This window comes from Bradyrhizobium sp. CIR48 (assembly GCF_014198315.1).
In the GTDB taxonomy this organism is placed as follows: domain Bacteria; phylum Pseudomonadota; class Alphaproteobacteria; order Rhizobiales; family Xanthobacteraceae; genus Bradyrhizobium.
Map to the genome: position 1 here is coordinate 180,767 of NZ_JACIHG010000007.1, position 14,352 is coordinate 195,118.

The 14,352-nt window shown below is 63.6% G+C and carries 13 protein-coding genes; 1 reads left to right on the top strand and 12 read right to left on the bottom strand.

The window, feature by feature from the left end; translation table 11 throughout:
• The first annotated feature begins 47 nt into the window (after window positions 1-47).
• On the top strand, window positions 48-1,718 hold the full coding sequence (locus GGD66_RS22325) for a hypothetical protein (RefSeq protein ID WP_183259032.1): 1,671 nt from the start codon (window positions 48-50) through the stop codon (window positions 1,716-1,718).
• Here the strand turns inward: GGD66_RS22325 and GGD66_RS22330 are convergent.
• The 12 genes from GGD66_RS22330 to GGD66_RS22385 form a co-directional block, all read right to left on the bottom strand.
• A complete protein-coding gene (locus tag GGD66_RS22330; protein ID WP_092260257.1) occupies window positions 1,708-2,742 on the bottom strand; it encodes a Gfo/Idh/MocA family protein in 1,035 nt (344 codons plus the stop codon). The two genes, GGD66_RS22325 and GGD66_RS22330, sit on opposite strands and share 11 nt — an antisense overlap.
• A 13-nt stretch (window positions 2,743-2,755) precedes the next feature.
• Window positions 2,756-3,949: a class I SAM-dependent methyltransferase gene (locus tag GGD66_RS22335; protein WP_183259033.1), complete on the bottom strand. Its 1,194-nt coding sequence runs from the start codon at window positions 3,947-3,949 to the stop codon at window positions 2,756-2,758.
• Complete coding sequence (locus tag GGD66_RS22340; protein WP_183259034.1) at window positions 3,942-5,159, bottom strand: class I SAM-dependent methyltransferase; 1,218 nt, start codon at window positions 5,157-5,159, stop codon at window positions 3,942-3,944. The genes GGD66_RS22335 and GGD66_RS22340 overlap by 8 nt, the downstream gene beginning before the upstream one ends.
• 216 nt (window positions 5,160-5,375) lie before the next feature.
• Entirely contained in the window at window positions 5,376-7,667 is a 2,292-nt protein-coding gene (locus GGD66_RS22345; RefSeq protein ID WP_244550734.1) for a hypothetical protein, read from the bottom strand.
• 23 nt (window positions 7,668-7,690) lie between these two features.
• Complete coding sequence (locus tag GGD66_RS22350) at window positions 7,691-8,773, bottom strand: lysylphosphatidylglycerol synthase transmembrane domain-containing protein (protein WP_246785845.1); 1,083 nt, start codon at window positions 8,771-8,773, stop codon at window positions 7,691-7,693.
• On the bottom strand, window positions 8,736-9,311 hold the full coding sequence (locus GGD66_RS22355) for a WbuC family cupin fold metalloprotein (protein ID WP_092260247.1): 576 nt from the start codon (window positions 9,309-9,311) through the stop codon (window positions 8,736-8,738). Before GGD66_RS22355 ends, GGD66_RS22350 begins: the two co-directional genes overlap by 38 nt.
• Window positions 9,289-9,954: a class I SAM-dependent methyltransferase gene (locus GGD66_RS22360; RefSeq protein WP_018322237.1), complete on the bottom strand. Its 666-nt coding sequence runs from the start codon at window positions 9,952-9,954 to the stop codon at window positions 9,289-9,291. The genes GGD66_RS22355 and GGD66_RS22360 overlap by 23 nt, the downstream gene beginning before the upstream one ends.
• 25 nt (window positions 9,955-9,979) lie before the next feature.
• Complete coding sequence (locus GGD66_RS22365) at window positions 9,980-10,372, bottom strand: LIC12192 family sporadic carbohydrate cluster protein (protein WP_018322238.1); 393 nt, start codon at window positions 10,370-10,372, stop codon at window positions 9,980-9,982.
• Entirely contained in the window at window positions 10,365-11,171 is an 807-nt protein-coding gene (locus GGD66_RS22370) for a sporadic carbohydrate cluster 2OG-Fe(II) oxygenase (protein ID WP_018322239.1), read from the bottom strand. Before GGD66_RS22370 ends, GGD66_RS22365 begins: the two co-directional genes overlap by 8 nt.
• The gene (locus tag GGD66_RS22375; RefSeq protein ID WP_183229876.1) at window positions 11,168-12,286 is read right to left on the bottom strand and encodes a DegT/DnrJ/EryC1/StrS aminotransferase family protein; all 1,119 of its coding nucleotides are present in this window, start codon (window positions 12,284-12,286) and stop codon (window positions 11,168-11,170) included. The genes GGD66_RS22370 and GGD66_RS22375 overlap by 4 nt, the downstream gene beginning before the upstream one ends.
• Window positions 12,276-13,382 (bottom strand): DegT/DnrJ/EryC1/StrS aminotransferase family protein, encoded by a 1,107-nt coding sequence (locus GGD66_RS22380; RefSeq protein ID WP_183259035.1) that lies wholly within the window; start codon window positions 13,380-13,382, stop codon window positions 12,276-12,278. Before GGD66_RS22380 ends, GGD66_RS22375 begins: the two co-directional genes overlap by 11 nt.
• Before the next feature lie 8 nt (window positions 13,383-13,390).
• Window positions 13,391-14,350 carry a transketolase family protein gene (locus tag GGD66_RS22385; RefSeq protein ID WP_183259036.1) on the bottom strand — a complete coding sequence of 320 codons (960 nt, stop codon included), beginning with the start codon at window positions 14,348-14,350 and terminating at the stop codon, window positions 13,391-13,393.
• Window positions 14,351-14,352 lie beyond the last annotated feature (2 nt).

The following is a 14,352-nucleotide window of genomic DNA, read 5'->3' on the forward strand; positions in this document are numbered from 1 at the left end:
CACGTGGGCGTGCGAATCCTGCCGGCGATGCCGTTCCTCCGTCCGAGATGTCCCCATTGCTGCGTGCGATAGTCGTCCTCCTCGTCGTGCTATTGGCTGCGCATGCGCCGATGCTCCTCAACGACGGCCTCTTCATGGACGACTGGCTGGTGCTCAAGCCGCGTCCCGACTATTTCATCAACATCGATTTCCTGCTGAACGGCGCCGGTCATCCGATCTTTTACAGCTACGACACGTTCGCGAACTGGACGGGCGCCCCCGTTGTCGTGATGGTCTCGCTGGCGATTGCTGGAATTGTCTTCGGCGCAATATCGCTCGCCCTGACCGCAACGCGTCTCGGTCTGCTCGACCGCGCTGAGGCAGTCGGTTTCGCGCTGATCGTCTGGACATATCCCGGCTATCAGCTGTGGGCGGGCAAGGCGAACGCGGTCTACGTCTTCAGCTTCGGATTGCTGTTCATCGGCGCATGGCTGTTGACGCTGGCTTTGAGCGCCCGCGGCCTGCGGCGCGTGCTGCTTCGCGTGGCCTGTGCGCTCGTGTTCCTGCTGGGCTTCGCGCTCAACTCGACGATTGTGCTCTATGCCTTCGTGCTGCTTGGTCTGTTCGTTGCGATATGGCGAGGCGGGAAGCCGACGGACGGCTTGGTTCGCCGCACATGGCTCGCATCCTGGCGCTGCGCCCTGGGTTATCCGGAATTGATCCTGCTTCCTCTGATCTACTGGGGCACGCTCAATATCTGGTTCAAGCGGATCGGCGTGTACGCGCAGCACTATGATGCCCATTTCCCGACGCTCGGCGAGTTGGTGAAGGGATGGTTGGCATTCTTCATCACCGGCTACAGGGACGTCCTGGCCCACGCATTGCGCGCGGCGATCGCCGTCCCGGGGCTGTTCATTTTGGCGGCGGTGCTCGTCGGCATCGTCTTGCTGCTGCTGCGCGCCGACACGAAGCCGACCACGTCCAGACTCGCGATCGCCTTGCCGCTCGTGCTCGCTTTGGTCTTGTTCCTCGCATTGTCGTCGCCCTATCTGATCGCCGGCCTGCGGCCGTCGTCCACGCATTTCTACGAGAGCCGACATCTGCTGATGTTCGGTGTGCCTGCGGCGCTGGGGTTTCTCGCATTCAAGCGGCTGGCCGAACGTTGGACCAGTCCCAGCACCGCCTTTGCAGCCATATTTGGATCGGGCCTGATCATGTCGATCGGCATGCTGTGGAGCGACTACGTCTTCATGCAGGCGAGAACGCTGAAGCAGGAGGCCCTGACGCGCAACCTTGCCGGCCGCGCCCAGCCCGCGGCCACGGTCTATGCGCTCGATGACGGCTTTTTCGACTACCCCTCACGGCATGTGCCGTTCGGCCTCGCCGAGGTCACCGGCATGCTGCGCCTTGCCTGGGGCAATCAGCCGTTCTTCGGATTTGCACTGCGGGCCGAGCGGCCCGACATCCTGCGGGGAATGGACGAGGCGCGGACGGCTCCGGGAAGCGCATTCCATCATTTCGATCCGACGGGGCCGCAGGCGACGATTTCGTTCCAGCCGGGCCCGGTGGCCGCACCGAACCAGACCTTGGTGCGGAAGTACTATGCGTGCCGGTTCCTGGCGCGCTGCGATGTTGGGGAGTTCCTGGCTCAACTTGCGCAGGTGACGATCAAGCTCGGGCCCATCGCGGGTGTCCTGCCGCTCGAGGGCGCAAGCAAGGATGCCGCGCCTAACCGCTAGCCCGCTGTTTCCAAACCGTCTCCGCAAGCGCGATGTCGGTCACTGAATCCGCGCCGGAGGCCAAGGGGACGCCTCGCGCGGCGACGTCGGAAACGAAGGCGTCCGCCTGGCGCCGAAATGCCCAGCTCTTTTCGCCCGTCAGCCGAGTGCTCTGACCATCGTGATCGATAGTGACCTCCGCCTCTTGCTCGGCGAAAGGTGGCGGCAATTCCAGGGTCACCGCGCCGCGCTCGAAATCGATCGTCAGCCCCTCGCGCCAGCTGCCCTCGGAGCCGTTCACGAGATCCAGCGTGCAGGCGATGCCGTCGAAGTCGAGCGTGATGCGCGCGGCTCCCGAAATCTCGATCGCGCTTTCGGCGACCGTCGGCGACGATCCGAGCAGGTAACGCGCCAGATTGATGATATGGCTGAAGACGTTCAGAAAATTATCGTAGCCGGGACGCATCGCGCGCGGCATCCAGTCGGGACCATCCTGCCAGAGTTCGATCCCGTCCGGTCGCGCTTCGCCGGTCATCACGAAATTGTCGTGCGACCGGCCCGTGTCGCCGCCGAAGCACCAGCCTTTTGCCCGGACGATGCGTCCGAGCGACCGGTCTTCGCGCAAGCGCGTCAGCACCTGCAGCGCCCTTGCCACACCGGCATCGTGACGTTTCATGTAGCCGACGCTGTAGACGAGTTTTTGCCGCCGCGCGGCTTCGACCAGCGAAATGGCCTGGGCCGTCGTGTAGGCCATCGGCTTTTCCGACAGCACGTGCCGCCCGCTGTTCAACGCGTCCAGGACGATCGGGCCGGTGGCACGACGCTTCGTCACGACGACGACGGCGGACACCGCACTGTCCGCAAGTAGCTCCCGGTGCGTGCCGTAAACCTGGGGGATGCCGAACTTCTGCGCCGCGGCGGCAGCGAGGTCCGGCCGGAGATCGGCGATCGCGACGACGCGGCAGGCGGGATTGGCAGCGAAATTGGCGAGGTGGCACATCTGGCCGACCATGCCCGTTCCGATGATGCCAATGCCTGGCTTCACTGGCTAAGATCCTTTAGCGCTTCCGGATCACGAGGAAATGCGCCGGCTGTCCCCACGTGTTGATGAAGGCCGGATCCGCCTGGGTGAGGGCGGTGACTGCGGACGCGTCCCGTCGCCCGATCGCGCCAAAGATGCGATGGAAGCTGTCGAGCGTCGCGATGATGGCTTCGATGTCAGCGGCATCGTCGGCGAGAACGTCTGTGGTCCGGATTGTCTCGCGCAGCGACGCAAGGCCCGCGATCACGCGCGGCAGGCTCTCGCCAAAGGGATCGTCGATCATACCATCGACGTCGAGCACGAGCGCCTCGATCGATGCCGAGATCGCCTGCACGGCATCGGCCTTGCCGACCAGATAGAGCTTTCGTCCGCCGAGGAAGCTCAGGCGGCTGCGGTCGAGATGGCGCGTCGCGCGGTGCAGCTTCTCATCGCCGGACAGGACTTTCTTGTGCCAGTAGATGTCGAGGCTGTCGCGGTAGGCCGGCCATGCCGAATGAACGTCGAACCCCTGTTGATGCGCCGCCGCGCACAAGGTGGCCGCGTCGAGAAAGTAGCGATGCCGGACGAACGGATTTTCCAGCACGTCCATCAGCCAGGATTCGAAGCTGCGGGTGTGCGGAATGCTGTCCCACTTCTCCTCGAAAAGCAGCTTCGCGGTTTCGAGCGGGGCGCGACCGGTCAATGCCTTGCCGGCCGCATGGATCGCCTTGAGCGCGAGCTCGAAGAAGCCGCCATAGCGCTCGTAATAGGATACGACGGCGTAACCGTCCGGATTGAGCAGCCGATGGAAGATGCCGAGCCATTTTTCGCTCGGCTGCACCGTGTAGATGAAGCCCTCGGCATCGATGATGTCGAAGCGGCGATCGCTGCTGAAGCCCTCGACGTCGGCGAGTGCGAGCTCGCGGAGACGTTGGGTCAGACCGAAATGTGCAAAGTAGGCCTGGATCTTCGGGTGTGCATGCCGGTTCGGCTCGGCGAGCGTCATGTTCGCGCCCCAACCGGCAAACACCAGCGCGTTCTCGCCGGAATCGGGACCGAATTCGAGCACATCGGCATCGCGGAACAGCCGCGGCGGCAGCACCAGCTTGTCCGAGAACAGCTCGCGCCGCTGGCTGGCATAGGCCTCGAGCTCGGTGGACGATTTGAAATTCCCGAACGTCGGCAGAACATCCTGACGTTCGTAATAGTTGAAGAGCTTGTCCTCAGCCATGCCGCGACCCTGCGGCCGCCTCGAGACGATCGAGCTCGCTCCAGATGTCGTTCGGCGCGAAGATCGAAACGATCTGCAGCGGACGCTTCACGCTCTCGCGCAGCCGGCTGCTGACCTTGGCCTCGTTCTCCTCGTTCACGGCCAGGAGACAGACGAGCGGACCCGACTTGCCGGCGAGATCCTCGGGCGAGCGGATCGGAATGCCGGTGCCGGGCAGGAACAGCCCCTGGCGCTCCTTCTGGTCGTCGATCGAGAGGTCGACGAGATCCGCCAGCTCGTGGGCGTTGGTGAAGGTGCAGGCGCGGCAGCCGGCGCCGTAGATGGCAATCTCGGCGCCGTTGGCGCGGGCCTTCGCGAGAATCGGGCGGAGACGCGCGCCATACTCTCTTGCGCGCTGACCGAATTTCTCGCCGACGCCGGACGGCGCGGGCGGCGGCGTCACGGTGCCCTTGGCACGGCGGGCCGCGATCGCGAGGCTGCCGCCGCTGAAATTGTATTTCTTGACGGACACCGCCTCGAAGCCGTGGCGCGCCAGCAGCGTGAGCAGGGTCGGTTCGGTGAAATAGCTGACATGCTCCTCCCAGAGAACGGAGAGGTCGCCCACTGCCGAGCCGGGTGCGAAATCCGGCACGTCGATGAACAGCAGCCCGTCGTCGCTGAGCGCGATCTTGACGCAGTCGAAGAAGTTCTCGAAATCGACGATGTGCTCCAGCACCTGGCGAGATATGACGAGATCGAACTTGCCGGACTGAGCGACAGCATCGTGGGCCATCTCCGGGCTGAGCATGTCGGCATAGACCTTGATGCCGCGCTCGCGGGCGATCTTGCCCGACACCGGATTGGGTTCGACGCCGACCATGACCTTGGTGCCGCGCTCGCGCAGCTTGTCCATGAACAGGCCGTCGTTGCATCCGATCTCGAACACGGACTGGTGCTTGGAGAATTTCGCGATGGTGTCGAGCTCGTCCGCCTGATGCGGCTCCGGCTTCCAGCTGCTGAAATTGTAGTTGAACTGGCGGTACAGAATGTCGGGATCGATCGGTTTGACGATCTGGGGCAGGCCGCAATCGCCGCAAGCCAGCACCTCGAACGGATATCGTTCATCCTGCTCGTTTCGGCTGTGCCGAAGCCGATGCGCAATCGGCATCAGTCCGAGGTCGATGACCGGACGCAGGTTGGTCGAATGGCAAAGGCGGCAATGGTCGGTCACGGCTTTAACTCTTTGCGGGAAAACACGGGAACATCGGCGCCCCAGGCGATACGCGGCAGTTGAAGCCTATATAGCGCCGCAGGCCGTGCCACAATTCTTAAGTTGCGCCGGGCGGGCTATTCACAAGCCTGGCGACACCCTCGAGCTGGTACCCCGTGGCCTTCGTTTACGGGCCTTCCTCTTGCCGAGATGGACGGAACCGGTGCGAAGCACAACCTAGTGGCAGGTCATGAGCTGACCGAGGACCGTGACGTCCGCTCGTTGGCCGTTGGGAGACAGACGGTGCTTCACCACCTCGAACGGCTCGATCCCGTAGGCCTGCCGGTAGATGTCTTTCGATCTCGTCCGGAGCGCAGAAATGCCGGCCTCGGCCTCGGGACTCAAGGTTTGACCGCCATCCCTCCACGTCAGCATCCAGTAGTTCGGGGTCTCGCTATGAAGGGCGAACCGCTTCTCCAGCTCGGCGCTCTGAAAGAGGTCGGAGAAACCGTTGAGCCAGAAATCGCAATTCTGCTTCTGAACATAGAACAGCTTGACCCCGAGCGATCGAAGAGTGGCTTCGGCTGTATCGGCGGTCCCAAGTGCGATCTTGCTGAAGTTGCGCGCGACATCGCTCTGATAGGTGTGGATGACCTTGCCTCGCGTGAGCAGCGGCGAGAAATAGCAGGGCACCATTGCGCGGTAGCCGTTCAGCGCGAGAATCCGATCGGAGCCCGTCGATTGCTGCAGTTCGTCACAGCGCTGCCAGTTCAGGCTGACACGCGGCATCTCGATGAGAGAGCGCCCGCGGGCCGCAAAGGCGATGGCTCCGTCGTCCCTGAAGCTCTGCCAGGGATACGAGGTCGTCATCCAGGCGCAGGCGGCGAGCAGCGCCAAAACGGCGACATTGGGTGCAAAGCGCCCGACGAACACGGTCGGGGCCAGCCACCGCACGATGACGAGCCCCCAGAAGGCGATCGCGGCGGCTGCGAGCGGGAAGAGCGCATTGACGTGAATGGATAGCCTGATCAGGCTCGGAATGTTCAGCGTCATGTCCAGCAGCCGCACGCTGGCGACGTAGGCGATCACGATGAAAAGTCCCGCAACACTGGGCAGTGTCCGCTTTTTCATGAAGTCGGAGCGATCCGGAAACAACTTCGAATCGAGGAAAGAGATCGCACAAGTCGTCGCCGCGATGAGTGTTGCAACCAGGAGAACGGACTTGGCTTGCCTGATGAAGGCGACCACTCCCGCCTTGCTGAGGAAGTCGCTGACCTCCAGCGACTGCGCCAGCACGAAGAAATCAAGAATTTCCAGGCTGCCGAACTGCGAGAAACGCTCGACTGATGCGATTTTTCGAAAGAGCGCGTACGGATTGGTTGCTGGGATTCCGAGATAAAAATAATTGATGGAGAAGGCCAGGATGCACCCGCCAACCGCTCCCAATCCGAGCAACAGGCTGGTGACGAGGCCAGATCGGTCTCGCTGAAGGACCTTGGTGAATACGCCCAGCGACGAAATCAAGAACACGAACGCTGCATAGAGCGGATAGGAGGCGGCGACGGCAAGGCCGCAAATGCCGGCGGCAAGCCGGTCGCGAGCTTGGGACGATCGAATGACGACCAGCAGGAAATAGACGAAGAATGCCGCCGTCTGAAGATGGTACTTGCCGAACTCCATGATGTAGAGGCCAGCCTTGACGCTCGGCATCGTGCGGGGCCACGCAAGCCCGAGGATCGCCAAACCGAGGGCTATTGGAATCGCGGCGTCTTCCCAGCGGCGTCCGAGAGCTTGCAACGGCAGAATGAGGCGGGCGAGCTCGAAAATGACCGCGCCGATCCCGACGAAGTAGAGAAACGAAACGATCTGGGCGACATGGGGCGGCAGGAACGTCGCCAACAACAGATGCAGCCCGTTGCCGTGGCCGATCTCGAAGTCGGAGAAGATGGGATTGTCGGCGGCAAGCCAGATGCTGTGATTTCTCGCAACCTCCGCAAGATACGGGGCGTAGAGCTGCTGAACGTCGGTCGAAATCACGTCCGGTATGACGGCGCGATCGAGGAACACCGTCGCCAGGAGCCAAAGGCCCATCAGCGACGTTGCGGCCAGCGGCAGGGTCACCGCGAGTTTCCGCGGCTTTCCGAAGCTGCGGCTGTCCCACAGCAGCAGCACGGCCGCAAATCCGACAACGATCTGCGGGTACAGGATCGAAAGAGCGCCGAGGCCAACTCCCGTCAAGATGAGCGCGGCCGCGCCGACGAAGAACTCATCGACGCGCTGGGTGGGCTCGTGCTTGATCAGCGAGAATGCCAGGCGTCCGGTCGCCATGATGAGCCAGCCGAGATACGCCGTCAGGACGATCCAGGCGAGGACGTAAAATCGAGTCGTCCAGCCGCCGTCGAACAGCAGGGTACGGTAGGTGCCGGTTCGGTTCACGAACCAGATGGAAAGTGCCGCCGGCACGAAGATGAGGATGCGGGGCCACCACGTTTCGATGATGGCGCGCAAACGCACCTCGCCAACCGTCATCGTTTGATCTTGTACAGGGTTGCTCATGCTACCGGCGCTGCGTCAGTTCGTTCGGCGATGGCCCGCGCCTGGTCGGGGCTGAAGCTGGTGCGCTCGGGCGCGATCAGCCATACCAGCCCGCCGAACAGGCCGACGATCAGGCCGCCAAGCCCCAGCAAAACCGATATTGCGAGCGCCTTGTCGGATGCGATTCCAGCAAGACCAAGCGCAGCGACCATCGCACCTTCGCGCACACCCCAGCCTCCGATCGAGATGGGGACCGCGGAAGACAGGATGACGAGCGGGACCAGCACGAAGGCGTCAAGTGCGGAGAGGGGCGCCTCCAGTCCGATCGCGAGGACATAGCAGGTCGCAACGGTGATCAGGTGGACGACAATGGCTGATACGATCAACATTGCCCGCCCTCCGGCCGCCAGCAACGGAGCCCTGACCAGCATCGCGAATTGCACGATCCTGGCCGGCACGGCCGCGATCAAGCGTGGCGGCCACCGGTCCAGCGTCGCCATGGCGATTGCGCCGAGGCATGCAGCCGCCAAAACGGTCACGATCGCGAAAAGGAGTGAGTTGTCGTGGACACGAGGCAGCAGGAACGGGATTCCCGCCAGGACGATGAGACCGAGCGCCAGCAGAGCCAGGAAACGATCGGCCACGATGCTGCCGATCGTCTGCGACCATTGCACGCCATTCCGCCGCAGCATCCAGATCCGGACCGCGTCGCCGCCTGCGGGCAGCACCTGATTGAAGAAGGTGCTGATGATGAGAATGCGCCAGCCGGCCAGCCATCCCAGGGGGACGCTCATGGCGCGGAGGATCAGGATCCAGCGGTGGCAGAGAACGAAGGTCTGGGCGAACAGCAGCAACACCGCAAGCGCGAGCATGTTCAAGTTGACCGCGAGAAGATCGGCTTTCAGTGACGACAAGTCCTGGCTGCGCAAGAGCAATACCAGGATCCCGATCGACACCGCGAACTTGACCAGGGTAACCAGTGCTTTTGCAGGCGGCTTCATCGTCTGGTTTCGTCCTCGATCATTCACGGCGGGATCGTCGAGCAGCGAGTGTGGTCGAAATTTATTGTCTCGCCAGATGCTCCGCGGCGAGCGCGCCAATCCGTGTGACGTAGCGTTGGACCTCGGCAGCGTCGCCGCCATCGGGGGCCCAGTCAGGAAATGCCGTGCGTGAGGGATCAAACGGGCCGGCGGTGGTTTCGTGAAACACCAGCCATTCCGAGGTGATCAGAATCGAGTGGAAGACCTTTTCGGGCATCCGATAATAGCAGCGCTTGCCCTGGCCGTAGGGCGCCATCTCGAGTACGTCGCGAATGCGGCCGTCATCCTCGAAGATCACGACCTGCGCAGTGCCCTCGATCACGTGAAACGATTCAGGTTTGCCAAAATGCTTATGCGGCCGGACATAGGCCTCGCGATGATGCACGATCAGCATCTCGTGCAGGCTGGACGCGGGATCGGGGTGCGTGCACAGCCGGCTGCGCAGACGCGGGTTGCCGGCGGCGATGCGTTTCAGCTCCGTGATCGTGGCGTCATCCACCGTGACGATGGCGTCGTCCGAGTAATACACTTCCGGATTCTGCGCGCGTAGCGACGTCGACCGGCGCAGGCCGGCTTCATTCGAAGAAGATGAACCCATGGTCGCCCCGATAGCCGCATTTGTCGTAGATCCACGCCCAGGTTTCCGGGCCGTGGAAGCTCAGGCAGGTGAGCTGCCAGTAGAGGAGGTTCGCCTTCTCGCGCTCGTTGCGGAATGATTCCACCATCAGATATTTCGAGGCGCCGCGCCCGACCCGCTCGATCTCACGCACTGAACGGAACACGTCTTCGAGCGGCAGGTTGTGCAGCACGCCGAGCGACACCACGAGATCGAAGCTGTGATCGGGGTAGGGGAGCTCGACGGCGCTGCCGACCTTCAGCAGCGGCCGCACCTCCTCCTTGGCATTGGCGATGCCGTAGTCGGAGATGTCGATGCCGGCGATCGTGAGGTCGGGGACGAGCTGGGTGAACTCGTAGAGCAAATAGCCCTTGCCGCAGCCGACGTCGAGCACGCTCATGCCGGGCTTGATGCCGTAGCGATCGATCAGGGTCTGGGCGAGCGGGCGCCAGCGTCCGTCATAACGATAGCCGCCATAGCCGTAGCGCCGGTCGCCGTCCCAGTAGTCGCGTCCCCATTGCCGCGCGACGGTGGCGGATTCCGCCTTGTCATGCTCAACCACGCGCTGAACGTAGTTCCGCCTGGTCGATGCGTGCATCGGTTGGAGCAGGTTGATCTCACTCATGGGGCCCAACCGGTCCGCGGCATCGTCACAGGATCGTGGCGTATTTATTGACCAGCAGAATGTCCTCGACGGCCTGGATGTCTTTCTGCGACGACAGCGTGATCTCCTCGACGGCGGCGTGGAGATCACAGCCCTCGCGCAGCACGCGGTCGTAGATCTCCCGTCGCCGTGCCTCGTCGGGCGGCAGCATGAAGATGCTGTAGAGGATCAGGCCGTTCAGGCGGGGCAACTCGTCCAGGATGTCCTCGAGCACCATGTAACTGCCGGGCATGATGTGCTCGACGGCGCTCAGCAGAAATTGCAGGTTCTTCCGCCGCGCGTAGTCGCGGATCACGATGTTCTGGACGTGCTGCGGGGTGCGGCTGCCGTTCAGCGGCCGCGCGCCGATGTAGCCGCGATGGCCGGCTCGCTCAGCCATGGAAGCCTCCCGGCAGCTTGTATTGCATGCCGACCCGCGTCGCCGGGCGCAGCAGGATCGGCTCGAAGAACTCGCCGAAGCGCTTGTCGGCGTAGGGCGACATGATGCTCTTGAACCGGCAGTTCATGCTCCAGCGCGTGCCGGGCTCTTCGTTGACGCGATTGCCGTGCATCAGGGTCTGGTTGAACAGCATCACGTGACCGTAGGGAATCTCGATGAAGGTCGCGTGCGGCTTGATCGTCTTGTACAGCTCCTCGGCGCTGCGCAGGCTTGCCATCCGGTCCTGCATGTCGCCGTTGAGCGACGGCGGCAGCAGATACATCGCCTTGGTGTGGTGGACGTCCACAAGCGGCACCCACACCACGACCTCGAACGGCGAGTCGCCCGACCAGACATCGGAATGGGTGGCGAGTAGCGAGGAATCGTCGCCGGGCATCTGGATGCTGAGATTGACGCGGCGCTGCATGCACAGCTCGTTGCCGACGATGGTCTCGATCGTCGAGCGCGCCAGGCGGAAATAGGTCGGCCGGAACCACGGCTCGGCGTTGAGGCCGTTGAAGACGTGCAGCCGCAGGCCGTTGAGATCGTCCACGCTCACCCGTGTGTGGATGCTGTCCAGCATCGCATAGGGATCATTGCTGTGCGGCAGCTTCAGATAGTCCGCCGCCAGCTCGGCGGCGCGCCGCTGGATGCGGTCGAGGCCAGCGCGATCATCGGCCGGCGTTGTGACGAAGCCGTTGTCGATGAAGCGCTGCGCCAGCGCCTGCTCATCGGCCTGCAGGAAGTCGGTATCCGTCATGCAAAATACTCCCGGGCGGTCGCGCAGATATAGCTGATATCGGCGGCCGACAGGAACTGGTTGATGGGAAGCGTGAGGATCTGATCCGCCTGCCGCTCGGTCACCGGGAACGCGCCGCGGCCTTGCCCCAGATGCGCCGCGGCAGGCTGCAAATGGATCGGGACCGGATAGTGGATCGCGGTCTCGATGCCCTTGTCGGCCAGATATTTCTGGAAGTCATTGCGGCGGTCGGTCTGCACCACGAATGTGTGGAAGGTGTTGAACTCGATGTTGCGGCAGGGCGGAATGAACAGAGGGAGTCCGGCAAGCTCGGCGCGGTATTGCGCGGCGTTGCGCCGCCGGCGTTCGATCACGGAGGGCAGGTGACGCAGGCGAATGCGCAGCACCTCGGCCTGCAGCGTGTCGAGCCGCGATACGATGCCCCACTCCTGGACGTCGCTGCGGTTGATGAGCCCGTGATTGCGAAGGCGGCGGATGCGTGCGGCCATCTCGGCGTCGGCCGTGACGAGGAAGCCGGCATCGCCTGCGGCATTGAGATTCTTGAGCGGATGGGCGGAGAAGCAGCCGAACGTGCCGATGGTGCCGCTCATCCGGCCGTCATAGGTCGAGCCGACCGCCTGGGCGCTGTCCTCGATCACGGCGAGCGCGTTCTTGTCCGCGATCGCCATCAGCGGGGTCATGTCGGCCATGCGCCCGGTCAGGTGCACCGGCATGATCGCCTTGGTGCGCGACGTGACGGCGGCTTCGACCGCGGCGGGATCGATATTCTGGTCCGGCAGCACGTCCACAAACACAGGCGTGGCGCCGACCGCGATGATCGCGGCGGTCGATGCCACGAACGAATTCGGAGGCGTGATCACCTCGTCGCCGGGGCCGATGTCGAGCGCCCGCAAGGCGAGGATCAGCGCGTCGGTGCCGGAATTCAAAGTCACGACATGGGGCGAGCCGAGATAGGCGGACAATTCCTCCTCGAGCTTTCCGACCGCTGCGCCCCCGATGAAGTCGCCGCGGGAAAACACGCCCTCGACCGCCTGCATGATCTCGGCGCGCTCTTCCTCGAACTGGGCGGGAAGATTGACGTAACCGATGCGCCGGCGGCCGGTGTCAGCGTCCATGACAGAACTTCCTGACGGTCTCGATGACACGGTCCTGTTGTGCGCGCGTCAGATGCTGGTCGACGGGGAAGCTGATGACTTCCTTGGCGTGGCGGTCGGTGACCGGGAACGTGCCGGGCGCGTAGCCGAGATGCTTGAGGCCTTCCTGCTGATACAGCGGGATTGGATAATGGATCTTGGCCTCGATGCCGTTGTCCAGGCAGTATTGATAGAGCTCGTCGCGGCGTTCGGCGAACACCATGTAGAGATGGTAGACGTGCTTCACATTGGGCCGGCGCGGCGGGACGCGCAGGCCGGGCAGGCCGGCAAGGCCCGCGTCGTAATAGGCCGCGTTCTCGATCCGGCGCCGCGTGATCTCGCTGGTCTGGCCGATCAGCCAGTTGCCGACGACGGCCTGCAAGGAATCGAGCCGCGAATTGCAGCCGAGGATTGCGATCTCGTCGCGGTTCTTCATGCCGTGGTTGCGGATCAGGCGGAGCTTCTCGTTCATGCCGTCGTCATTGGTGACGACGACGCCCGCATCGCCCCAGACGTTGAGGTTCTTGAGCGGATGCAGCGAGAAGCCGGCCGCGATGCCGTGGGTGCCGGAGCGCTTGCCCGCAAACTCCGACAGGATGCCCTGGCAGGCGTCCTCGACGACGGGGAGGTTATGGCGCTGGGCGATCGGCATCAGCTTGCCCATGTCGGTGACCTCGCCGGTCAGCTGAACCGGCATGATCGCCTTGGTCTTCCTGGTAATGGCGGCTTCGACCTGGTCGACGTTCATGCAGAAGGAATCGTCGCAGTCGACCAGCACCGGTGTGGCGCCGGTTTCCGCGATCGCACCGACGGTGGCGATGAAGGTGTTGGCGGCGGTGATGACCTCGTCGCCGTGACCAATGCCGAGCGCCTTGAGCGGCAGCTTGAGCGCGTCGGTGCCGGATCCGACGCCGATGGCGTGGCGCACGCCGATCAGCTCGGCAAAGCGCTTCTCGAATTCGGCGACGGGCTTGCCAAGGGTGAAGTCACCGGTCGCAACCAGCCGGCCGATCTCGGCCAGGATCGGAGCGGGGGCGGAGAATTGCTCGAGCAGATAGGAATATCGAACGTCGTACATGTGACCCGTCAGGTGGAATGAAGTTGAGGAGCGGAGGTGCGCGACGCCGCGAGCGCGTGCTCGATCGAGGTCGCGATGGCGTTGGGCGCGAGGCCGTGCTTCTTCAGCAGCGAGTCCTGCGAGCCGTAATTGTGCATGAAGCGGTCCGGCAGCGACAGCCGCAGTATCGCGGGCAGGCCGGAGCCGAGCTTGTCGATCAGCGTCTCCGCGACCGCGCTGCCAAGGCCGCCGGAGGGCACGTGCTCCTCCAGCGTCGCCACGAGCTTGATGCCGCGGATCGCCTGCAGCAGGGCTTCGGTGTCGAGCGGCTTCACCGTATGCATGTGCAGGATGCCGGCGCGAACGCCTTGCGCGGCCAGCAGGTCGGCTGCGGCGATGGCGCGCTGGAGCATGATGCCGGTTGTCACCATGAGGACGTCGCCCGGCGGCCGCATCAGGATGGCCTTGCCGATCTCAAAACCGTGCTCGGCCTTCGAGACGACGGCGTCGCCGCCCTTGCCGAGCCGTATGTAGATCGGTCCGGTCCAGTCGAGCGTCTTGTCCATCATGCGCGCGGCCTCGTCGGCGTCGCACGGGCAGACCACCGTCATGTTCGGCAGCGCCCGCATGATGGCGATGTCCTCGATCGCCTGGTGGGTGGGGCCGAGCGGCGCGTAGACCAGACCGCCGCCATTGGCGATCAGTCGCACCGGCAGATTGTGCAGGCAGAGATCGACGGCCACCTGCTCGTAGCAGCGGCGGGTGAGGAATGTCGCGATGGTGTTGACGTAGGGCACGAAGCCCTCCATCGCCAGGCCAGCCGACATGCCGATGATGTGCGCTTCCGAAATGCCCTCGATCAGATGGCGCTTGGGAAACTCCTTGCTCATCGCACGCAGCGTGCCGGCGCCGGGATCGGAGCCGATGTAAAGCACACGCTCGTCGCGCGCGGCGAGCTTGTGGACCATGTTCATCGCGGTGTTGCGCATGG

Excerpts from the sequence above, each read along its gene's own strand:
- GGD66_RS22325 (WP_183259032.1), top strand. The coding sequence starts at position 48 with ATGTCCCCATTGCTGCGTGCGATAGTCGTCCTCCTCGTCGTGCTATTG.
- GGD66_RS22335 (WP_183259033.1), bottom strand. The coding sequence starts at position 3,949 with ATGGCTGAGGACAAGCTCTTCAACTATTACGAACGTCAGGATGTTCTG.
- GGD66_RS22345 (WP_244550734.1), bottom strand. The coding sequence starts at position 7,667 with ATGACGGTTGGCGAGGTGCGTTTGCGCGCCATCATCGAAACGTGGTGG.
- GGD66_RS22355 (WP_092260247.1), bottom strand. The coding sequence starts at position 9,311 with ATGGGTTCATCTTCTTCGAATGAAGCCGGCCTGCGCCGGTCGACGTCG.
- GGD66_RS22360 (WP_018322237.1), bottom strand. The coding sequence starts at position 9,954 with ATGAGTGAGATCAACCTGCTCCAACCGATGCACGCATCGACCAGGCGG.
- GGD66_RS22365 (WP_018322238.1), bottom strand. The coding sequence starts at position 10,372 with ATGGCTGAGCGAGCCGGCCATCGCGGCTACATCGGCGCGCGGCCGCTG.
- GGD66_RS22370 (WP_018322239.1), bottom strand. The coding sequence starts at position 11,171 with ATGACGGATACCGACTTCCTGCAGGCCGATGAGCAGGCGCTGGCGCAG.
- GGD66_RS22375 (WP_183229876.1), bottom strand. The coding sequence starts at position 12,286 with ATGGACGCTGACACCGGCCGCCGGCGCATCGGTTACGTCAATCTTCCC.
- GGD66_RS22380 (WP_183259035.1), bottom strand. The coding sequence starts at position 13,382 with ATGTACGACGTTCGATATTCCTATCTGCTCGAGCAATTCTCCGCCCCC.
- GGD66_RS22385 (WP_183259036.1), bottom strand. The coding sequence starts at position 14,350 with ATGCGCAACACCGCGATGAACATGGTCCACAAGCTCGCCGCGCGCGAC.